This window comes from Streptomyces sp. ML-6, assembly GCF_030116705.1.
Lineage (GTDB): Bacteria > Actinomycetota > Actinomycetes > Streptomycetales > Streptomycetaceae > Streptomyces.
The window spans coordinates 253,517-274,116 of sequence record NZ_JAOTIK010000001.1 but is presented as its reverse complement, the minus strand read 5'-3'; the positions used below and the strand labels follow the sequence as shown (position 1 = coordinate 274,116).

The 20,600-nt window shown below is 72.7% G+C and carries 17 protein-coding genes; 8 read left to right on the top strand and 9 right to left on the bottom strand.

All coding sequences use genetic code 11. The features are described 5' to 3' along the window. Positions 1 to 349 precede the first annotated feature (349 nt). Together gap and OCT49_RS01275 are read right to left on the bottom strand one after the other, a co-directional pair. Positions 350 to 1,348, bottom strand: a complete 999-nt coding sequence (gap, locus tag OCT49_RS01280) for a type I glyceraldehyde-3-phosphate dehydrogenase (protein WP_283850028.1) — start codon at positions 1,346 to 1,348, stop codon at positions 350 to 352. 106 nt (positions 1,349 to 1,454) lie between these two features. Beyond that, positions 1,455 to 2,411, bottom strand: coding sequence for a GlxA family transcriptional regulator (locus OCT49_RS01275; protein ID WP_283850027.1), 957 nt, complete (start codon positions 2,409 to 2,411; stop codon positions 1,455 to 1,457). Between the two features lie 613 nt (positions 2,412 to 3,024). On the opposite strand from OCT49_RS01275, the gene OCT49_RS01270 reads away from it, so the two are divergent. Beyond that, positions 3,025 to 3,819, top strand: coding sequence for a GH25 family lysozyme (locus OCT49_RS01270; RefSeq protein WP_283855635.1), 795 nt, complete (start codon positions 3,025 to 3,027; stop codon positions 3,817 to 3,819). A gap of 231 nt (positions 3,820 to 4,050) precedes the next feature. Then, positions 4,051 to 5,193: a glycoside hydrolase family 3 N-terminal domain-containing protein gene (locus tag OCT49_RS01265; protein ID WP_283850026.1), complete on the top strand. Its 1,143-nt coding sequence runs from the start codon at positions 4,051 to 4,053 to the stop codon at positions 5,191 to 5,193. Between the two features lie 61 nt (positions 5,194 to 5,254). On the opposite strand, the gene OCT49_RS01260 is transcribed toward OCT49_RS01265, so the two are convergent. From OCT49_RS01260 to OCT49_RS01245, 4 genes are all read right to left on the bottom strand, one after another. After that, the gene (locus OCT49_RS01260; protein ID WP_283850025.1) at positions 5,255 to 5,815 is read right to left on the bottom strand and encodes a cysteine hydrolase family protein; all 561 of its coding nucleotides are present in this window, start codon (positions 5,813 to 5,815) and stop codon (positions 5,255 to 5,257) included. Between the two features lie 330 nt (positions 5,816 to 6,145). Continuing rightward, positions 6,146 to 7,168, bottom strand: a complete 1,023-nt coding sequence (locus OCT49_RS01255) for an endonuclease/exonuclease/phosphatase family protein (RefSeq protein ID WP_502963324.1) — start codon at positions 7,166 to 7,168, stop codon at positions 6,146 to 6,148. A gap of 111 nt (positions 7,169 to 7,279) precedes the next feature. Beyond that, entirely contained in the window at positions 7,280 to 8,656 is a 1,377-nt protein-coding gene (locus OCT49_RS01250; RefSeq protein WP_283850024.1) for a cryptochrome/photolyase family protein, read from the bottom strand. A 180-nt stretch (positions 8,657 to 8,836) separates the two neighbouring features. Then, the gene (locus OCT49_RS01245) at positions 8,837 to 9,958 is read right to left on the bottom strand and encodes a PP2C family protein-serine/threonine phosphatase (protein ID WP_283850023.1); all 1,122 of its coding nucleotides are present in this window, start codon (positions 9,956 to 9,958) and stop codon (positions 8,837 to 8,839) included. Between the two features lie 173 nt (positions 9,959 to 10,131). On the opposite strand from OCT49_RS01245, the gene OCT49_RS01240 reads away from it, so the two are divergent. Both OCT49_RS01240 and OCT49_RS01235 read left to right on the top strand, forming a co-directional pair. Continuing rightward, positions 10,132 to 11,166, top strand: coding sequence for a helix-turn-helix domain-containing protein (locus OCT49_RS01240; protein ID WP_283850022.1), 1,035 nt, complete (start codon positions 10,132 to 10,134; stop codon positions 11,164 to 11,166). Between the two features lie 132 nt (positions 11,167 to 11,298). Next, complete coding sequence (locus OCT49_RS01235) at positions 11,299 to 14,691, top strand: S8 family peptidase (RefSeq protein ID WP_283850021.1); 3,393 nt, start codon at positions 11,299 to 11,301, stop codon at positions 14,689 to 14,691. Between the two features lie 71 nt (positions 14,692 to 14,762). On the opposite strand, the gene OCT49_RS01230 is transcribed toward OCT49_RS01235, so the two are convergent. Next, the gene (locus OCT49_RS01230; protein ID WP_283850020.1) at positions 14,763 to 16,295 is read right to left on the bottom strand and encodes an amidohydrolase family protein; all 1,533 of its coding nucleotides are present in this window, start codon (positions 16,293 to 16,295) and stop codon (positions 14,763 to 14,765) included. 135 nt (positions 16,296 to 16,430) lie between these two features. Further along, positions 16,431 to 17,195 carry an aminoglycoside adenylyltransferase family protein gene (locus OCT49_RS01225; protein ID WP_283850019.1) on the bottom strand — a complete coding sequence of 255 codons (765 nt, stop codon included), beginning with the start codon at positions 17,193 to 17,195 and terminating at the stop codon, positions 16,431 to 16,433. A 289-nt stretch (positions 17,196 to 17,484) separates the two neighbouring features. On the opposite strand from OCT49_RS01225, the gene OCT49_RS01220 reads away from it, so the two are divergent. The 3 genes from OCT49_RS01220 to OCT49_RS01210 all read left to right on the top strand — a co-directional run bounded on the left by OCT49_RS01220 (position 17,485) and on the right by OCT49_RS01210 (position 19,523). Continuing rightward, positions 17,485 to 17,694: a hypothetical protein gene (locus OCT49_RS01220; protein ID WP_283850018.1), complete on the top strand. Its 210-nt coding sequence runs from the start codon at positions 17,485 to 17,487 to the stop codon at positions 17,692 to 17,694. A 152-nt stretch (positions 17,695 to 17,846) separates the two neighbouring features. Then, positions 17,847 to 18,458: a restriction endonuclease gene (locus tag OCT49_RS01215; protein WP_283850017.1), complete on the top strand. Its 612-nt coding sequence runs from the start codon at positions 17,847 to 17,849 to the stop codon at positions 18,456 to 18,458. Between the two features lie 195 nt (positions 18,459 to 18,653). After that, positions 18,654 to 19,523 carry a hypothetical protein gene (locus tag OCT49_RS01210; protein ID WP_283850016.1) on the top strand — a complete coding sequence of 290 codons (870 nt, stop codon included), beginning with the start codon at positions 18,654 to 18,656 and terminating at the stop codon, positions 19,521 to 19,523. Between the two features lie 79 nt (positions 19,524 to 19,602). Here OCT49_RS01210 and OCT49_RS01205 read toward each other — a convergent pair whose 3' ends face one another. After that, positions 19,603 to 20,043, bottom strand: coding sequence for a hypothetical protein (locus OCT49_RS01205; RefSeq protein ID WP_283850015.1), 441 nt, complete (start codon positions 20,041 to 20,043; stop codon positions 19,603 to 19,605). A 364-nt stretch (positions 20,044 to 20,407) separates the two neighbouring features. Between OCT49_RS01205 and OCT49_RS01200 the strand changes: the two genes are divergently transcribed. After that, positions 20,408 to 20,551 (top strand): hypothetical protein, encoded by a 144-nt coding sequence (locus tag OCT49_RS01200; RefSeq protein WP_283850014.1) that lies wholly within the window; start codon positions 20,408 to 20,410, stop codon positions 20,549 to 20,551. Positions 20,552 to 20,600: the final 49 nt, after the last annotated feature.

The following is a 20,600-nucleotide window of genomic DNA, read 5'->3' as shown; positions in this document are numbered from 1 at the left end:
GCCGTGTTCCGCCTCCCGGCCTCGCCCGTCACCCCAGTCTGCGCGCTCCCGGGCCGCGGATCATCCCCGCTGCGCCGGGTGATTGAGTACCGTGCCCCGCCCGGGGCGTCCTCAATCCCGGCCGCCGAGCCATCGGTGGACGGTGAGTGCGGTCGTACGGAGGTGTTCCTCCAGCACGGTGGAGTGGGCCCCGGGAACGGCGACTTCGGCGGGCGGCGGGCGCCGTTCCCGGGACGGACCCGGCCGGACGGCACCCTCCCGGCGTGCTCCGGCCGGGCCCGACCGGAGCGCCCGCACGAGGTGCCGGGCGGTTGCGGCCGGCCGGAGGCGGATGCCGCCCGGCGTCCGGTCAGTGGGCGGCGAGGAGACCGAGCGTGTCGATCACACGGTTCGAGAAACCCCACTCGTTGTCGTACCAGGCGACCACCTTGATGTGGCGTCCGTCGACGCGGGTGAGGGCCGAGTCGAAGATCGACGAGGCCGGGTTGCCCGTGATGTCGGACGACACGAGCGGGTCCTCCGAGTACTCCAGCACGCCGGCGAGCGGACCCTCCGCGGCGGTGCGGTACGCGGCCAGCACCTCGTCGCGCGTCACGTCGCGGGCGACGGTCGTGTTGAGTTCGACGATCGAGCCCACCGGGACCGGCACCCGGATCGAGTCGCCCGACAGCTTGCCGTCGAGGTTCGGCAGCACGAGGCCGATCGCCTTGGCGGCGCCCGTGGTGGTCGGCACGATGTTGACCCCGGCGGCGCGGGCGCGGCGGGGGTCGCGGTGCGGGCCGTCCTGCAGGTTCTGCTCCTGCGTGTAGGCGTGCACCGTCGTCATGAAGCCGTGCTCGATGCCGGCGAGCTCGTCGAGCACCGCGGCCAGCGGCGCGAGCGCGTTGGTGGTGCAGGAGGCGTTCGAGACGATGGTGTGCACGTCCGGGTCGTACGCGTCGGTGTTGACGCCGTACGCGAGCGTCACGTCCGCACCGTCCGACGGGGCGCTGACCAGGACCTTCTTAGCACCCGCGTCGAGGTGGCCGCGGGCGGCCTTGGCCGAGGTGAAGCGGCCGGTGGCCTCCAGGACGATGTCCACGCCGAGCTCCGCCCACGGCAGCTGCGCCGGCTCGCGCTCGGCCAGCACCTTGATGCGGCGGCCGTCCACGACGAGGACGTCACCGTCGACGCTCACCGGGCGGCCGAGGCGGCCGGACGTCGAGTCGTAGGCCAGCAGCCGGGCGAGCGCGGTGGGCTCCGTGAGGTCGTTGACGGCGACGACCTCGAAGTCGCTGTCGCGCTCCAGCAGTGCGCGCAGCACGTTGCGTCCGATGCGGCCGAATCCGTTGATGGCGATGCGAGTCATGAATGGTGTCCCTTCGGTTCGCCACCAATGTCGCCCGCCGCGCCCGCCCGCGACAGCGGCATGATCGCCATGGTTCAAAAGGATCTCGCCACACGGTGGCGGCGGGCTACTCGCCCTGGGTGAAGGTGCGCCGGTACTCGCTGGGCGTCGTGCCGAGGATCCGCTGGAAGTGCAGCCGCAGATTGGCCCCGGTGCCGAGACCGACGTCGATGGCGATCTGCTCGACGCTCCGTTCCGAGCGTTCGAGCAACTCGCGGGCCAGATCGAGGCGGGCGCGCATGATCCACTGCATCGGTGTGTATCCCGTGTCCTCGACGAAGCGGCGCGAGAACGTGCGCGGCGACACCGCCGCGTGCCGGGCGAGCGCGTCGAGGGTGAGGGGCTCGCCGAGTCGGTGGAGCGCCCACTCGCGGGTGGCCGCGAACCGCTCGCCGAGCGGTTCGGGCACGCTGCGCGGCACGTACTGCGCCTGGCCGCCGCTGCGGTAGGGGGCCGCGACGAGGCGCCGGGCCGCATGGTTCGACGCGGCCACTCCGAGGTCGCCGCGCAGGATGTGCAGGCACAGGTCGATGCCCGAGGCGGCGCCGGCCGACGTCAGTACGCTGCCCTCGTCGACGAACAGGACGTTCTCGTCGACCCGGACGAGCGGATGCCGTGCCACCAGTGCCCGCGTGTAGTGCCAGTGCGTCGTGGCGCGCTTGCCGTCGAGCAGGCCCGTGGCGGCGAGCGCGAAGGCGCCCGTCGAGATGGCGGCGAGCCGCGCGCCCCGGCCATGGGCGGCGATCAGCGCGTCGAGCACGGCCCGCGGGGGATCGTCGCGGTCCGGGAACCGGTAGCCGGGGACGAAGACGATGTCGGCCCACGCGAGGGCGTCGAGGCCGTGGGCGACGTCGTACGACAGGCCGTCGCCGCCGGTCACGAGACCGGGCGCCGCCCCGCACACCCGCACCTCGTACGGCATGCTCGCGCGGGTCGCGAAAACCTGCGCGGGGATGCCGACATCGAGCGGCTTCGCCCCTTCGAGCACGAGGACGGCGACGCGATACAGACGGGAGGGTGACACGGGAGAGAGGTTACGTGGGGTGCGCCCCGGCGCGCCCACCGCCCGGACCCGTCGTCATCCCGTACGCCCGCAGGCCGGACCGGCGGCCCGTACGGCCCCGCCACTTGTAAAAGTTCTGTCGGGGCCGATGTGTTTCCGCAGCTCACCGGAGCGCGGATTGGTCTGGACCACTAACGAAGCGGAAAACCGTTTACCGCGTGCGCGTTCCTGTGGCTCACTATGACGTGTCCGCATCAAGTAGACGCGCGTAGACCGCTCGGCGGGAAGCGCGCGGCCGAGCCTTTCGACCGGACGCGATCGGTGCCGTCCGGGCACGACCACTGCCACCGGGGCCCGCACCACGACGCAGGTGTACCCGCGGCGCCGCACGGACCGGCCGCTCCTGGCGGCCGACCCCGCACCATGCCCGTCCTTCCGTTCGTCGTGCCACCCCCACCCCGGGCGCGCCGAGGTCCACCGCACCGGAGCACCGACCGGCACCACCACCGCATCCCGTCCCTCGACCAAGCAGGAGGAAACCTTGTTCTCCCGGATCCGTTCCGCGAAGTCCGTACAGGGAAGACTCACCGTGGCCGGTGCCGTCGGCGCGAGCGTCGCACTGACCCTCGGCCTGATGTCGGGCACCGCCTCCTCGGCGCCGCTGCCCTCCGACAGTGCCGTGCCGCTGGGCAAGGGCTACATGGGCGTGGGCTACGTCCAGGACGGCAAGGACTTCAAGCCGGACACCCGGCAGCTGCACCTCGGGAAGAAGGTGCCGGGCGTGGACCTCCTGGCGAACCCCATGGGGGTGGACGTCTCCCACTACCAGGGCACCATCAACTGGGGCTCGGTGCGTGCCGCGGGCATCGAGTTCGCCTGGATGAAGGCGACCGAGGGCACCTCGTACAAGGACCCCAAGTTCAGCGCCAACTACCTGGGCGCCTACAACGCCCGCGTGATCCGGGGCGCGTACCACTTCGCGCGGCCCGACGTGTCCGGTGGCGCGGCGCAGGCGGACTTCTTCGCCAGCAACGGTGGCGCCTGGTCCCGCGACAACCTGACGCTCCCGGGCGTGCTGGACATCGAGGGCAGCTGCTACGGCAAGTCGGCCTCGGCGATGCAGTCGTGGATCCTCGACTTCTACAACAGGTACAAGGCCCGCACCGGCCGCGACGTCGTGATCTACACCAGCCCGAGCTGGTGGAACTCCTGCACCGGCGGCTGGACCGGCATGTCCGCCCGGAGCCCGTTGTGGGTGGCCCACTGGACCACCGCGGGCAGCCCGAGCATCCCGAAGGGCTTCCCGTACTGGACCGTCTGGCAGTACACCTCCACCGGTTCGGTGAGCGGCATCTCCGGGAACGTCGACCGCGACCGCTTCGGCGGCGACCGTTCCCGCCTGCTGGCCCTGGCCAACAACACCCCGTGACGGCGGGCCCGGGCGCACGGTGACCGTCCCCGGGGGCCTGTGCCCCCGGGAGCGACCGCCCCCTCGGGGCGGAGCGGGCCGACGGGCCCGCCCCGCCCCGGGGCGGTGACCGATGACCGGGGCAGGGAGGTTCCCTGCCCCGTCGGGCGGCCCCCGTTCCGGACCGGGCCGTGCGGCGCGGTCGTACTTGCTCCGGCCGGACACCACGGCAGTTCGCGAAGGAGAAGAACCATGAGTTCGACATCGGAGTTCCTCAGCAGGCGCGGCGCCCTGCTCGCCGGAACGGCGGCCCTGGTCGCCGGGCTGGGCCCGGCGGGCCGTACGGACGCGGACGTGCGGATCCCCGACAGAACGCGTTCCCCGCTGCCCGCCCTGACCCCGGCCCAACGCGCCGGGCAGTGCGTCATCCACTCCTACCCGGGGCCCACCCCTCCGGCCCGGCTGATGGACGCGATTGGTCAGGGCCGTACGGCCGGGGTGATCTTCTTCGGGGAGAACATCGGGAGCCCGAGCCGGATCGAAGGCGTCCTCCGGGAGATGAACGAGGCGAACGCCTCCGCCCCCGTCGAGGCCCCGCTCCTCCTGATGACCGACCAGGAGGGCGGCATGGTGCGCCGCCTGCCGGGCGAGCCCCTGCTGTCCGCGAAGGACGTCGGCGCCTCCGCCGACCCGGAGGGGCGGGCGGAGTACACCGGCAACGGCGCGGGCCTGAACCTCGCGGGCGTCGGCATGAACGTCAACCTGGCGCCGGTGCTCGACGTGTACCGCAGGACCGGTGACTTCACCGACCAGTACGAGCGGTCGTACGGCAAGCGCCCGGAGGCGGTCGGCGCCTGCGGCTCGGCCTTCATCACCGCGCAGCAGAACGTCGGGGTGGCGGCCACCGCCAAGCACTTCCCGGGCCTCGACCCCGCCGCCGCGAACCAGAACACCGATCTGGGCCCCGTCACCCTCACCACGTCCGCGGCCACCCTGCGCGGCATCGACGAGGTGCCGTACAGGGCGGCGATCTCCGCCGGGACGAAGCTGGTCATGCTCTCCTGGGCCGTCTACCCGGCACTGGACGCCGACCGGCCCGCCGGTCTGTCCCCCACGGTGGTGGGCGAGTTGCGGGACCGGCTCGGCTTCCGGGGCGTGACGGTCACCGACGCCCTGGAGGCCGGAGCCCTTCAGTCGTACGGTGGCGCGGCACGGCGCGCCGTACTGGCCGCCGCAGCCGGCATGGACCTGATCCTGTGCTCGGCCCGCGACGTCGACCAGGGGGACGAGGCCGTGATCGCGCTGAGCGAGGCCCTGGGGGACGGAACCCTCGACGGGACCGCCTTCGACGCGGCCGCCGGGCGCGTCAACGCCCTTCGCGGCAGCCTGTCCTGACCGGGCTCGCCGCCCTCCGGGCGCCGGTGCGGGGCCCGGGCGCCGACGGCCCGGCCCGCCCCTAACGGGGTGCGACGGTGCTGAGCCAGTCGTCGACGGTGACGACGTCCGCCCACTGCGGGAACAGCTTCTCGGTGAGGAACCGGTGCACCTCGGCATCGATGTCCAGGCAGGCGTCGGCGAGGACGGTGAGGCCGAAGTCCAGGTCGTTGGCCTGGCACAGGGTGTGCAGCACCACGGCGCTGGTGGCGATGCCGGTGAGGACGAGGCTGTCGATGCCGCGTGCCCTGAGCACCACGTCGAGGTCACTGCCCGAGAACGCGCTCGCCCGCCTCTTGGTGACCACCACCTCGCCCGGCCGGGGCGCGATGTCGGGGTGGATCTCGGTGCCGGGATCACCCTCGACATGGAGCCCGGCCCGTGCGACGGCGGTGAGCGCCCTGTTGCGCGGGCCGACTTCCGGGAAGCCCGGACGCAGCGCGATGACCACGTAGATGACAGGAATGTCCGCCGCCCGGGCGCCGTCGATCGCCCTGCGCAGGCGCGGCAGGTATCCGGAACCGTCGTCGGCGATGTCCACGACGGCGCGCTGGACGTCCATCACGAGAAGGGCGCTGCTCATACGGTCTCCAGGAACGGTGTCGGTGCGGGGCCGGGAGGCAAAAGGGGTCTGGGAGGCGGGTGTTGGAGCGGGCCGGGCTCTCCGCAGCGTACAGGCGCGGCGGATTCGACGCGGACGGCGCCCGGCAGGTGAGCGCGACGGTCGAACCGCCCGGCATCCACCCGGCGTGCGCCCTGATCGCCGAGCGGCTCCAGCAGGTGGCGAGCGCCGCGCCGCCACCACGCCCGGCCGCCCGGGTACCAACAGCCGTTCCTCCTCGCCGTGCGCTGCGGCGAAGGCATGCTCTCCCGGACTTTCACATCCACCCCGTAAGGAGGTCGAATGCGTCACTCAGTCCAGTTCGATCCGGGCGACGACCGGCAGATGGTCGCTTCCGGTGGGCGGCAGGGTGCGGATCTGACGGACGGTCGCCGAGCGGGCCATGACCTGGTCGATCCGGGCCAGCGGGAGGCCGGCGGGGAAGCTGAAGGCGAAACCCCGTTCCGCCGTGTTCATCCGTGAGGTCAGCGGGGCCAGCCCGCGGTCGTCGACGGTGCCGTTGAGGTCGCCGAGCAGGAGGACCGTTCGCACGCTCTCGGCGGCGACGGCCCTGCCCAGCAGACCGGCACTCTCGTCGCGCCGGGAGGACGCCAGGCCGCTCGCCCCGACGCGGACCGAAGGCAGATGTGCGACGTACGCCGCGATGTCACCGTGCGGAGCGCGGACCACGGCCCGCAGCCCGCGGCTCCAGGCCCCCGTGATCCCCCGGGGTCTGATGTCCACCGTCCCGGCGTCGGCCAGCGGATGCCTCGACCAGAGCCCGACGGTGCCCCGGACGGCGTGGTACGGGTAGTCCGGGGCGAGGGTTTGCGCGTACACCGTCAGCGCCGGGGGCACCAGCTCCTCCAGCGCGATGAGATCGGGCCCGGCGTCGGCCAGGGCACGGGCCGTACCCGCCGGATCGGCGTTCTCGTCGCTGACGTTGTGCTGCACCACGACCAGCTCGTCCGGCCCGGGCCCGGCCCCGGGCAGGAGCAGCCCGCCGAAAAGGTACGTCCAGGCCGCCACCGGCAGCAGCAGCGCCGTCAGTGCGAGCGCCGAACGGCGCAGCAGCGCCAGGACCAACAGCACCACGACCACCGGGCCGAGCCACGGAAGGAACACTTCCAGCAGACTGCCCAGGCGGCCCACGGAGTTGGGCACCGCCCGGTGGAAGGCCATGAGCCCGGCCGTCAGCACCGCGCACACGGCGAGCACCCGCCCCCGCTCCCAGGCCGGCCGGTGCGGCGCGTCCCGCTTCGCGCCGTCGCCCGCGGCCCGCGGCACGGATCGCCGTCGTATCCACCGGGCCCCTGCTGTCTTCCCCTCCACCATGGCTCCCCATCTGCGTCCGCTTGCCTCGCTGCCCAGGACGGGCCGGCGGGCAGAACAGTTCCCGGCCTCCGCCCCAGGAGGGTACGGGCGGGGGCCCGGGCCCGGACGCGCTCAGTCCGCCAGCCCGCAGGCCCTTCGGAAACGGTCCCTGCCCTCGGCCAGCGTGACGACGGGGTCGGGGTAGTCGTACCGGGCCCGCTCCGGGGCCGGCAGTTTCCACGGCTCGTGCACCGCCGTCCCCGCGATCCCGCCCAGCTCGGGCACCCAGCGGCGGACGTACACCCCCTCGGAGTCGTACCGCTTGCCCTGCGTCACGGGGTTGAGCACCCGGTTGGGCCGGGTGTCCGTGCCGGTACCGGCCACCCACTGCCAGTTGAGCTGGTTGTCGGCCACATCGCCGTCCACCAGCAGGTCCAGGAAGTGGCGGGCGCCGACCCGCCAGTCGACGTACAGCGTCTTGACGAGGAAGCACGCCGCGAGCAGACGCCCCCGGTTGTGCATCCAGCCCTCGTGGGCGAGCTGTCGCATCGCCGCGTCGACCACCGGATATCCCGTACGGCCCTGCTTCCACGCGGCGATGTCACCTGCCGCCGCCGTACCCGAACGCCAGCGGTCGTGCCGGGGCCGGTAGTCCACGACGGCTGCCTCGGGCCGGGCCGCGAGCACCTGGTGGTGGAAGTCGCGCCAGCACAACTGCCGGACGAACGCCTCGGCACCCGCACCCCCCACCAGGCGCGCACGGTGGACGAGTTCCGCGGGGGAGAGCGTGCCGAAATGCAGGTGCGGGGAGAGCCGGGAGGTCGCGTCGCCGGCCAGATCGTCATGGCGGTCCCCGTAATCCGCCGCACCGGTGCGCCACCAGGCCGCCGCGCGCCTGCGGCCCTCGCTCTCCCCGCCCGTGGCCAGCCCCTTCGACACCCCCGTCACCGAGGTGCGGGAAGGCAGGTCCTCCGACGCGACGCCGTCGGGCACGGGCACCGCCCGCGGGGCGGGCAGCGGGGTCCGCGGGAGCACCTGCGACCAGCGGCGGAAGTACGGGGTGAAGACCGCGAAGTGGTCCGACCCCGCGGGCGTCACCGCACCGGGCGGGACCACGGTGGTCACCGCGTCGTGCACGCGCAGGCGCCGGCCCGCCGATGCCAACGCCTCACGCAGCCGCGCCTCCCGCGCCAGCGCGAAACGGCTCACCCCGGCCGACATGTGCACCTCGTCCGCGTCCACCTCCGCGGCGACCCGGCACACCTCCTCCACCGCGCCGCCCGAGCGCACCACCAGCCTGCCGCCGCGCCCGCGCAGGGCGGCGTCCAGGTCGGCCAGGCAGTCGGCGAGGAACGCCCGGCGATTGGGCGGGGCGAAGCCGGCCGCGTCGATGGCGGAGTCCCGCACGAACAGCGGTACCACCTCGCCCGAGGCCGCGAGCGCCGCGCGCAGCGGCGGGTGGTCGTGCACCCGTAGATCGGCGGTGAACAGGACGATCGGGACGGTCATGGCATCACTCCTGGTCGGGTCCGGCCGAGGGAACGGCCCCCTGACAACCGCGCGGACCCCCGGGCGGTGGCGGGGCCGCGGCTGTTTTTCGGGCCCGTGCGGCGCGTCCCCGTCGGGCGGCGACCGGCGACGGGGCGACGGGCCCGGCGGACCACCGGAACACCGGACGCGCCCGGCCCGTCAGCGGCGCGGGGACCGGCGCACCGTCAGCACCGCCACGTCGTCGTGCCGGTCGCCGCCCCCGGCGAACGCACGCGCGTCGTCGCAGAGCGCGCGCGGCAGATCGGTGGGGGAGAGCGACACGTACCGGGTGAGGCTCTCGGTGAGGGGGTAGAACGAACCGTCCGCACCACGGGTCTCGGTGAGCCCGTCCGTGGTCAGGAGCAGGGTCGCCCCGGGCGGGAAGACGAACCAGTCGACCGTCGCGGGTTCGTCCGCGAGATCGGCGAGACCGAGGGGGACACCGGAGGTGAGGGCCGGCGTCGTGACGGAGGCGTCCTGCAACAACTGCGGCAGGATGTGACCGCAGTTGATGGCCTGCGCCTCCGCGCCCGCGTCGATGCTGAGGACGAGCGCGGTGACGAACCGCTCGTCGTCGCCGGTCTGCGCGGCATAGGAGTTGTGCCGTACGACGGAGGCGTCCAGGGCGTCGACGAGCGCGGTCAGGGTGGGCTCCCGGTGGGCCGTCGCACGAAAGGCACCGATGACGGCGAACGCGGCGCCGACCGCCGGAAGACCCTTTCCCTGGACGTCGCCGATCAGCACCCGGGTACCCCACGGCGAGTCGACGACGTCGTAGATGTCCCCGCCGACCAGACGGTCCTCCTGCACCGGCTCGTACACCCCGTTCACCAGGACGTCGTCGGTGAGCATCGGCAGGGGGCGCAGGATGTGACGCTGCATCGCGGCCGCGGTGGAACGCAGCCGCATCATCTCCTGCTCCCGGTTGATGCGGCGGTGGCACGCGTAGACGGAGGCCGCCCCCAGGACGAGGGTGAGCAGGATCATGAGGATCCTGTCGAGCCACGGCCATCCGTCCCCCTGCCGGACCAGCATGGCGAGAACGACGACGAACTCGGTCCAGGCGGCCACGAACTGCGTCTGCCGGACGGTGCACAGCGCGGACGCCGCCCCCGGAAGGAACACGAGAAGCCCGAGAAGCCACACCGGGGACTGCGACAGGGCCCCCAGAACCGCCACCAGCAGAGTCACCACGGCGACGGCGATCACGACTTCGGTCCCGCTCGGGGGCTCGATGGCCTCCACCGGGCGCGTCGGCTTCTTCGAATGCTTGCGGAGCACGGGACCTCCGGGACAGATGGTGCATTTCCCTTTACCGTAGACAGCCCCCGACCGCAGGGCGACCGCGCCTCGCCGGACGTCCGCGCCCCTCCCGGCGGCAGGCATTCCGGGTCGGCGCACGGCGCGCCGGGCGGCAGGGATAGGGTTCCGTCCGAAAAGGGGGAGGGAACCGGATGCTGCGGGCGCTGGGGCTGGGACCGGCCGAGGAGGCCGTCTACACCGCTCTGCTGCCCCGGTCGTCCGCCTCCGCCCAGGACCTCGTCCGGCAGACCGGACTGGAACGTGCCGGCATCGCCCGCGTCCTGCGCGACCTGGCGGCACGCGGCCTGGTCGCGGTGGTGTCCGAGGAAGCGGGCGGCGGGGCACCCGCCCCGGCCGGCCGGGAAACCGGCGACGGCCCCGCCACCCGCTACCGGCTCACCCCGCCGTCCGTGGCCCTCGCCCCGCTCCTCGTCGAGCAGCGCAACGCGCTGCAACGGGCCGAGACCGCGTTCTCGGTGCTCACCGAGCAGTACCGGAACACCGCCGCGCACTCCGCGGGCAGCGTCGTGGAGGTGGTCGTCGGCGTGGAGCAGGTCGCCCACCGGTTCCACCAGTTGCAGCGCGGCGCGCAGCGCGAACTGCTCGTGTTCCTCGTGGGCGCGCCGATCGCGGTGCCGCGCGAGGACACCGACCTGGCGGAGAGCTCCGCACTGGACCGCGGGGTCGAGTTCCGGGTAGTGGCCACGAAGGACTACCTCGACGGACACGAGGTGGCGCCGGACATGCGGGAGGCCATCACGGCGGGGCTGGAACTCCGCCTGGTCGAGACCCTGCCGCTGAAGATGGTCGTCTCGGACCGGGAACGCGCCATGGTGCCGCTGGAAGTGGTCGGCTCCTGCGGCGAACCGAGCGCCATCGTCGTGCACCGCAGCGGCCTGCTCACCGCCCTTGTGCACCTGTTCGAGAAGGAGTGGGCGCAGGCCCGGCCGCTGTACCCCACCACCACGGGTGTACGGGCGCAGGTCGCAGCGGAGAAACAGCCGACCGAAGGCGAACTCGAGGTCCTGTCCCTGCTGTTGGCGGGGGTCTCCGACCGGCGTGCGGCCTCGCAGCTCGGCGTCTCCATCCGGACCGTGGAGCGGCGGACGCGCCGCCTGATGGACCTCGCGGGAGCGGACTCCCGACTGCAGCTCGGCTGGCACGCGGCCCGCGCGGGCTGGCTGTGACCAGCACCCCGGCATGACCGCCTGACGGAAAACCGACATGCGGGAAACCCGTCACGCGCAGGCATCCCTGCACCATGCGCATGTCTGCCAGGCTGCAGCCGCACCAAATCTTTGTGCCGAGTAGGGAGATTCATGCATCCCATCACGCGTATAGCCATGGGTGCGGCGTCCGCCGCGACCCTGGCCTTCACGGCGGTCACGCCGTCCGGGGCGGCGGACGCGCCCCATGACGCCGCCTCGGGGAAGAGACCCATCGTCGGCAGCGAGGCCGCGCAGAACCGCGGCAAGCAGACGACGGTCACGCTCGTCACCGGCGACAAGGTCCTTGTGACCACGGACAAGTCGGGCCGCAGCTCCGCGGCGGTGCTGCCCCGTGAGGACGGCACGCAGCCGATGTTCCGGACCTACCAGTCGGGCGAGGACCTCTACGTCTATCCCGACGGCGTCACCCGGGCCATCAGCGAGGGCGTGGTCGACGACCAGTTGTTCAACGTCACCGGTCTCATCCGCCAGGGCTACGACGACGCGCACACCGACGCGCTCCCGCTGATCGCCACCTACGGGAATGGCGTGAATGTCGCCAGGAACGCGCCGGAGGCACCTCGCGGCTCCGAGCAGAGCCTGCTGCTCCCCGCCGTGGGCGGCGTGGCGCTCAAGGCGGACAAGGACACCGCCGCCACGTTCTGGCGGGACGTCACCGACCCCCGCTCGCGTTCCGCCTCCGCGCTGAAGAAGCTGTGGCTGGACGGCAAGGTCGAGGCCACTCTGGACCGGTCCACCAAGCAGGTCCACGCGCCCGAGGCATGGGGGGCCGGCTACGACGGCAAGAACACCAAGGTCGCCGTGCTGGACACGGGCGCGGACGCCGAGCACCCGGACCTGGCCGACCGGATCACCGGTACCAAGAACTTCACGGACTCCAAGACCTCCGACGACTATGTGGGCCACGGCACCCACACCGCCTCCACGGTCGGCGGGTCCGGCGCCGCGAGCGACGGCAAGAAGAAGGGCGTCGCCCCCGGCACCTCCCTGCTCATCGGAAAGGTCCTCAACGACAGCGGGGCCGGTCTGGACTCCTGGGTCATCGCCGGGATGCAGTGGGCCGTCGACCAGCAGGCCGACATCGTCTCCATGAGCCTGGGCAACCTGTCGGCCAGGGACTGCACCGACCCGGTGGCACAGGCCACGGAGCAGCTCGCGCAGAGCAAGCACACCCTGTTCGTCGTCGCCGCGGGCAACTCCGGACCGGGCACCGAGACCGTCTCCTCGCCCGGGTGCGTGCCCGACGTGCTGACCGTCGGCGCCGTGGACCGGGACGACACCACCGCCCAGTTCTCCAGCCGCGGCCCCGTGGCCGTCACGCACACGCTCAAGCCCGAGATCGCGGCCCCGGGCGTCGACATCTCGGCGGCCTCCGCCGGCGGCCGCGGCGTCTACGCCTACCGGTCGATGTCCGGCACCTCGATGGCGACCCCGCACGTGGCGGGCGCCGCGGCCATCCTCCGCCAGGCCCACCCGGACTGGACCGCGCAGCAGATCAAGGCCGCACTCGTCTCCTCGGCCCGCACCGGCGGGAAGGTGGCCGGTGCCGAGGAGACCGGCGGCGGCGTCCTCGACGTGTTCGCCGCGGTGAACCAGAAGGTGCTCGCGGCTCCCTCCGTCCAGGCCGGCAGCTACAACTGGCCCCAGGACGCGTCCGACCGCACCACCGTGCAGGTGCCGTTCACCAACACCGGCACCAAGGACGTCACCCTGGACCTGAAGGTCAGTGACGTGCACGGCAACGACGGCAGCGCGGTCCGCTCCGGCATCATCAAGGCGGAGCAGCGCAAGCTGACGGTCCCCGCAGGGGCCACCGTCCAGCTGCCGGTGCGGATCGACCCCACCGCCCGCCTCCAGGACTCCCAGTACGGCGCGGTCACCGGCCGGATCCTGGCCACCGGAAACGACGTGCACGTCTCCGTGCCGGTCACGCTCCACGTCGAGCCGGAGACGGTCACGCTCCGGGTCAAGACCCTCGACCGCAACGGTGCCGCCGCGACCGGCGACTCCTCCCTGGACCTCGTCAGCCTGGACACCGACGAGGGAGAGCGCCGCAAGAACGCCGGAGCGCCCGACCAGACCTACCGCGTCCGTCCGGGAAGCTACTCCCTCAGCGGCTTCGTGACGACGTACGGCGCCGGCAACGCGCCCGAATCGATGAGCTACCTCGCGCAGCCGCAGCTCCGTCTCACCCGGGACACCACCGTCGTCCTCGACGCCCGCAAGGCCCACCGGCTGAGCCTGGACACCGAACGGCCCGCGAAGGTGGACACGACCACCTTCAGCTATGCCCGCACCTGGGACGACACCTGGCTGGTCTCCGGCTCGCTGACCACGGACGGCACCGTCCAGAAGTTCTACGCGGACATCGACGGGCGCGTCACGGACGGCACCTTCACGTTCCGGCCCACCTGGCGTGCCTCCGGCTCCCAGGACGACTCGTCGTACGTCTACAACCTGACGTTCCCCACCCACGGCCCGCTCGGCGCCGACCGGACGTACCGGCCCAAGGACTCCCGGCTGGCGCGGGTCACCGAGACCTGGAACGCCATGGGCAAGGAAGCGGACTACCTCGACGCCCTGTTCCTGCGCCCCGCCGAGGACAGCGCCGCGTACGTTCCCGTGAGCCCGTACGGCTCGGTGCACGTGCCCGGTACCCGCACCGCCTACTACACGGCCGCCGAGGACGCCGTCTGGTACCACGGCGCCATGACCAGCTTCCCGTTCGCCGCGTTCATGGGAGACCAGAACCGTGTCTACCGGCCCGGGGAGCACCGCACCGAGGAGTGGTACGGCGACCTCCTGAGGCCGTCCGCGCCGCGTGACACCGACGGCAAACTGCTGCTGACCGCCGAGCGCCAGGGCAACCTGATGGGCTTCCAGACCGGGTTCTGGCTCGACGGCTCCGGGGACCACTGGTCCTACGGCGGCTCCTTCGGTGACATCGGCAACCTGGCGCTGAAGCGCGACGGCGAGCTGATCGGCAAGCGCGTCGACCCCTACGGCGTGTTCGAGGTGCCGGACGACGACTCCGTCTACGAGCTGACCCAGAACCTGCAGAAGATCGCGTCCTCGGACCGGAACTGGCTGCGCTCCACCGCCGTCTCCACCTCCTGGACCTTCCGCTCCCACCGGGAGACGGACGTCTTCTCGCGCGGCCTGCCGCTGCTCTTCCCGGCCTACGACCTGCCGGTGGACGGCATGAAGACCCTGCCCGCGGAGAAGGACCTGAAGGTCGGCCTGTCCGTCGAGGGCCACGCCGGATACACCCCGGCCGCGCTCACGAAGGCCACGCTGTCCTACTCCTACGACGGGGGCACCACCTGGACCCAGGCGCCGACCGAGCAGCAGGACGGCCGCTGGACGGCGGTCCTCGACCACACCGGAGCCTCCGGTGAGAAGGTCACCCTGAAGGCGGCCTTCACCGACGCCAACGGCAACGCGGTCACCCAGACCGTCACCCGCGCCTACGACGTCCGGTGAGCACCCGGTAGACACCCGGCAGGGCCGCGTGGGCCAGTACGTTCGCCACGCGGCCCGGCCGGGTCGGGCCGTCAGTGGGCGCAGACGTGGGGAGCCGCGACACCCGTGGCCGGGGGCTCGCTCGCGGCGGCGGCGCGTGCCACGTCGGACAGCAGGCGCAGGCGCTCCGCACGGTCCAGATAACGGCCCGCGACCAGGACGGAGTCGATCCGTCGGGTATGGCGGACATCGGTGCGCGGGTCCGCGTCCAGGACCAGCAGATCGGCGCGGTCGGCGGGCAGGCCGAGCATCCGGGCGGGCGCGGTGGTCGCGGCGCGGAGGACGTCCCGGGTGGGCAGCCCGGCCTCGGCGAGCAGTTCCAGCTCGTGGTGGAGGGAGAAGCCGGGTACCGCGTAGCCGGTGCCGGTGTCGGTGCCCGCGAGCAACTGCACACCGGCCCGGTGGAGTTCCGCGACGAGGCGCAGCCGGTGCTCGTAGATCCGGTGGATGCGGGCGGTGTCCCGCGCGGTCCGTCCTGCGGTCAGGGCGGACCAGACGGTGGGCCATTCTCCGGTCATCCAGCCGGGCAGATAGGCGAACTCGGGCGAGTCATCGGGGAGTTGGGCGGTGCGCTCCAAGGAATGGTGGACGGTGAGGGTCGGTACGACGCGGGTGCCGTTGGCGGCGAGCCGGTCGAACAGGGCACGGGCGCGGCCGACGTCGTACGTCTGCACCGCCCGCCACTCCACCGCGTGCACCTGCCGGAACCAGCTCGCATAGCGCTCGAAGCTGGTGCCGGTGGCGGGGTCGATGCGGACCTTCGCCATGGCCCGCCTGATCTCGGACTCCCGGGCCGAAGTGGCGAGGAGGAGGGCGTGGAGGTGCTCGATGGACTGCTGCCCGGCGTCACTCGCACGGGCGATGGGCAGGGTGTCGGGGCAGTGACCCGCGTAACGCAGGCCCTGCCGACGGGACTCGTCGGCGATCGCCTCGTACGCCTCGGGCGTGAGCCGCGAGTACACCTTGACGAAGTCGGCGCCGCTCGCCTTCGTCCCGCGCACCGCGCGGCGCGCGGACGGGGCGTCGGTGACCTCGACGACGCGTTCTTCGAGGTCTCCGGCCCACAGCGAGGGGCTCCCGTCGATGATCGAACCGGCGATCACCCAGCGGGGGCCGAGGAGTTCACCCGCGCGGACCTTGTCCCGCCACTCGTGGTGGACCGGCCTGCCCCACATCTCGCGCACCGCGGTCACACCGTTGAGCGGGAAGAGGGGCGGCAGCACGTCTTCCGGCCCGTTGTTGTGGACGTGGGACTCGACGAGGCCGCCCGGGACGATGTACTTGCCGGTCAGGTCGTACACCGTCGCCCCGGGGGGAACCGGAACCTCGGCCGAACGGCCCGTACGGGTGATGCGGCCGTCGTGCACGAGGACGGTGTGGTCGGCGCCCGCGCCGAGGACGGTGGCGTGGGTGAGGGCGATGGCGGTACCGGAACGCCGATCGGACACGGCCGCCGCGCGTTCCGGCGTCGTGCGGGGACCGGCCGCCGCGGACGGTGCGGCGGACAGGAGGACGCCGCCGGTGAGGGCGGCGGAGGCGGCGAGGGTTTCGCGTCGAGTGGGCATGGCACCACTCTGGTCCCGGCCCGGGCACCGGTCACTGGCTCCAGGCAGCGGGTGGGAGGTGTCGGTGGCGACACCAAGGGGGGTGGCACCACGGAGTCCCCGCCGACGACCGGCGGGGACTCCCTCGTACCGGGATCACGGCCGTGGGTGGTGCGGAGCGTCGATTTCGGTGAGCACGTGCTCGACGTGCGGGCGCACCCGGGCCCTCAGCTCGTCGCTCCAGGTCTCGTCCTGGTAGTGGCGGGTGAGGTACAGGTTCCTGGCGTGTTCCAGGACGGGGCGGTGCTCCGGGGGCAGTCGGGCGAGGGCCCAGTCGGCGGCGGCGTCCTTCGACCTGATCCCGCCCGTGGCGAGGGTGGTCCAGACGCGCGCGAGGGTGAGCAGGACGTTGCGGGTGTCGTCCTCCACTTCCTCCAGGAGCGCGGGGACGCCCTCGACGCTCGCCCGCACGAGGTCGGCGTGCGGCACCGGGTCGAGGACCTCGGCGGGACGGGGTCCGGTCAAGGGGTGATCGCCCGCCAGGACCGCGGTGAGCACGAGGGCGAGGTCCGGCATCGGACCGGGCCGCGGAACGTGTCCCGCCTCGTATTCGGCACGCAGCCACTCGCCGTGGAGGAAGTCACCGGTCGGCGGGAACCTCCAGGGACGGACCTCGGACTGGACCACCACGGTGAGTTCGACCGGCCGGACCGCGGGCGTGAGACCGGAGATCTCCAGCAGCCCCTCCAGGAGCGATCTCCGCTGACGGCCACTCAGGCTCCGGCGTGCGACGGCCAGGACGTCCAGGTCACTGGCCGGGACGAGACCCCCGAGCACGGCGGACCCGTGGAGATACGTGCCGACGAGGTCCGGCCCCAATGTGTCGCGGACGATTCCGACGGTCTGTTCGAGCTGATCCATCACCACAGTGTCGGACACGCGCGACCACGGCGACCACATCGGCATCGGAGAAGGGCACACCCCCCTCCCCGATGGCCCGCCTGAAGGCATGGATCCACCTCGTGCGTGAGGGGCGGGGCGGGGCAGGTTCCTCCGGCCGGCAGTCGCGTGATATTCGGCCAGGACCGATCGCTTCGTGCCATTCGTCAGCAACTGTCCTCCGGCCCGACCGGTATCCGGCTACACAGGAGAACGGGACTGACACTCTGCGTCCCCGAATGGTGACTGGTCGTTGAGGAGGTCTGGACGGTTGCTGACCATCAATGTGGCGGTGCTGCTCGCAGTTGTCGTCGTCCTGCGGCTGCGTCGGCGTACGCAGGCCCGTAGCCGCTTCGACGAGAAGATGACCGTCGTCATCGTCCTGGCGCTCGGAATACTGCTGGCCCCCACCCCGGTGGGCCAAGGCACCCTGCACGTCCTGGGGCAGCTCGCGAGCGGCGTAACGCAGGCCGGCCGGTGAGCCCCCGCAGACGTCGGCCCGCGGCGGCCGGGCACCCGTCGGCCCGGCGGCGCACCCGTGGACCCAACAGGCCCCGCCGCCCCAACAGGCCCCGCCGTCCCAACCGGCTCCGCAAACGGCGACAGGCCGACGACCAACTGATCGGACCCCGCGTGGCCGTGGCCCTGGGCGTCGCCCTGACGGTGACCGTCGTCAACTGGCTGCTGGCCCACTGGTGGGTCCTGATCGCCCTGTGCGTCCTCGCGGCACTGGCCGGCGCGGGCCTGCTCCGCCGGAGGCAGCAGCGGGCACGATGGGAAGCGGTCCGGGCACGGGGACTGCGCTACGCGCTGCCCCAGCTGGACACCCTGCACCACACCCGGTTCGAGGACGCGGTACGGGACCTGATGCACCGTGACGGCTGCCGGGACGCGACCCGGGTCGGCGGCAGCGGCGACCTGGGTGCCGATGTGAAAGCCACCGACCCCTACGGGCGCAGATGGGTGATCCAGTGCAAGCACCGCCGTGACGGCCTCGCCGGCTCCGCCGTGGGCACGCCGGACCTCCAGATCCTCAACGGCACCGCCCGCCAGGTCCACGGCGCCGACATCGCGGTGATCGTCACCAACGGCCGGGTGACCGCCCCCGCCGTGACCTTCGCCGAGCAACAGCGCCTCCACGTCGTCGACCGCCACACCCTGGGAGCGTGGGCGGCCGGCTCGCGCCCGTTGTGGGAGCTGCTCCGCGCCGTCCCGCCACCCCGCGGACCGACCTCGCTCTCCTGACCACCGAGGGGCCGCGCCGAAAAGGACGTCCCCACCGCGAAAACCCCCGCCGCTCCGGGCCGTCGACCCTCGTCCCCCGCGCGAGCTGGAGCCGGATGCCCACCGTGAGGTGGTGCTCCTCGGCCACCGGATCCGTGGGGGAGGCTGAGGAGTACGACCCACGACGGCGGCCCGACCGACAGAACGGGACATGCGATGGCCGAGGCACGGCAGGACGACGCGGGGAAGCCCGCGCAGCACACGATGACCTCGTTCGACGACATCTACGACCAGCCCGACCCCCGCGCCTTCTTCCGCGAACTCGGCGCGTTCGGCTACCGGACACCGCACCACGCCCAACGCGTCTTCCGCCGCCTGGCGGCGCTGCGGCTGCGGGCCCCGGGGGAAGCGGTGCTGGACCTGTGCTGTTCGTACGGCATCAACGCGGCCCTGCTCAACCACGAGTTGACCCTGGACGACCTGTACGCCCACTACACGTCGCCGCGCGTGACCGCCATGACCTCGGAGGAACTGACCGAGTACGACACGTCCTTCTACCGCGCCCACCGCAGACGGGACGCCGTCCCGGTGATCGGCCTCGACATCGCGCCCCACGCCATCGCCCACGCACGGGCGGTCGGCCTGCTCGACGCCGGGTTCGCCGAGAACCTGGAGACCGCCCGGCCGACCCGGGACCTGCTGGACGCGGTCCGGAGCGTCCGGCTCATCACCGTCACGGGCGGGGCCAGCTTCCTGTCCCGGGCCACGTTCCAGCCCCTCCTGGAAAACGCCCGCACCCTGCCGTGGGTCGCGGCCTTCGTCCTGCGCACCGGCTCCTACGCGCCGATCGCCGAGCATCTGGCCGGTCACGGCCTGGCCACCGAGACGTACACCGGGCGCACCTTCGTCCAACGCCGCTTCACCGGCGCCGCCGAGCAGCGGTACGCCATCGACGCGGTGACCGCCCAGGGACATGACCCGGACGGCAGGGAATCGGCGGGCCATTTCCACACCGCACTGCACCTCGCCCGCCCCGCGGCCGAGGCCGGCACGCCCCCGCTCGACGAACTGGTGGCGGGCGAATGACCCCCGCCCTCCACCGGGAGCGCGGAACACGCCCCTCGGGCCACCGCCCGGCAGGGGCCGCGGCCCCCGGCCCCCGTGCTCAGCCGTCTTCGCCCAGGACGACCCCGTACTCGTCGTCGTAGCCCTTGTCCTTCAACCGGAGCGACAACGTGCCGCGTTCCCCGGCGAAGCGGATGTCGACGGTGCTCTCCTTCTCTCCCGGGAAGAAGCGGGCCGTGGCCGGACGTCGGGCGGCCTCGCCCCAGCGGGCCACCCAGCGTTTCGCGTCGTCCCCGGAACCCTCGCCCTCCACCGCGAGACCGGCCAGCCCGTCGACGTCCCCGGCCCCGAGCCGCGCCAGAACCCGCTCCGTGACGGAGAGACTGCCGGGGGTGGGGCGGCCGGTGACCTCCAGATCGAGCTCGGAGACACCGCTCTTCACCCGGGCAGGCGTCTTGTCCGTGTTCAGGGCATTGCACCCGCCGAGCAGCAGCGCCGCCGCACCCATCAGGCCCAGGGCCCGGTACGCCGCCCGCCTCAACTGCGCCTCCCCGGACGGCCGACGGCCAGCGGGCCACGGAACACCGGGCCGAGGGCCGAGCACCACCTGGATCCGGGCATGGCTGTACGCAGCAAGAAGAACCCCTCCCACAAAGGCCGAGAAATTGTGAAGGTAGTGGATTCTTCCTGTTCCACGAGTCTTCCAAGGTCCCGAACCGGACAGGCCCAAAGTCCCGTCTCTTCGCGACCACGCAGGCGCAGGGGCGGAGCGAGGGCCCGTCGGACAGACGGGCCACGGACGGCGCGCCCCGGACACTCCCGGCCGGGGCCCGCCGCTCTGGCGGAGCGGCGGTCGGCGCGGTGACGAACGCGGTGGCGCCGGTCGCGTCGCCACCACCCACCCGATGCACGACGCCGTCGGTCAGTACGGTCTCGATGTCCCGCCCGCCGTCGGGCCGGGCTTCCCCGGCCACCGCGAACGGGATCTCGGCGCGGGCATGGCCCCGGAGGAGGCCGCCGCGCTCGCCCGTACCCCGACGGCGCACTGAGCGCGCAACCGGCGAAGCGAACCACCGGCATACGCGAAAACCGATCGGG

Coding starts and splice junctions, on each gene's coding strand:
- gap (WP_283850028.1), bottom strand. CDS start 1,348: ATGACTCGCATCGCCATCAACGGATTCGGCCGCATCGGACGCAACGTG.
- OCT49_RS01270 (WP_283855635.1), top strand. CDS start 3,025: ATGTCGGGCACCGCCTCCTCGGCGCCGCTGCCCTCCGACAGTGCCGTG.
- OCT49_RS01265 (WP_283850026.1), top strand. CDS start 4,051: ATGAGTTCGACATCGGAGTTCCTCAGCAGGCGCGGCGCCCTGCTCGCC.
- OCT49_RS01260 (WP_283850025.1), bottom strand. CDS start 5,815: ATGAGCAGCGCCCTTCTCGTGATGGACGTCCAGCGCGCCGTCGTGGAC.
- OCT49_RS01255 (WP_502963324.1), bottom strand. CDS start 7,168: ATGGTGGAGGGGAAGACAGCAGGGGCCCGGTGGATACGACGGCGATCC.
- OCT49_RS01250 (WP_283850024.1), bottom strand. CDS start 8,656: ATGACCGTCCCGATCGTCCTGTTCACCGCCGATCTACGGGTGCACGAC.
- OCT49_RS01240 (WP_283850022.1), top strand. CDS start 10,132: ATGCTGCGGGCGCTGGGGCTGGGACCGGCCGAGGAGGCCGTCTACACC.
- OCT49_RS01235 (WP_283850021.1), top strand. CDS start 11,299: ATGCATCCCATCACGCGTATAGCCATGGGTGCGGCGTCCGCCGCGACC.
- OCT49_RS01230 (WP_283850020.1), bottom strand. CDS start 16,295: ATGCCCACTCGACGCGAAACCCTCGCCGCCTCCGCCGCCCTCACCGGC.
- OCT49_RS01225 (WP_283850019.1), bottom strand. CDS start 17,195: ATGGATCAGCTCGAACAGACCGTCGGAATCGTCCGCGACACATTGGGG.
- OCT49_RS01210 (WP_283850016.1), top strand. CDS start 18,654: ATGGCCGAGGCACGGCAGGACGACGCGGGGAAGCCCGCGCAGCACACG.
- OCT49_RS01200 (WP_283850014.1), top strand. CDS start 20,408: ATGCACGACGCCGTCGGTCAGTACGGTCTCGATGTCCCGCCCGCCGTC.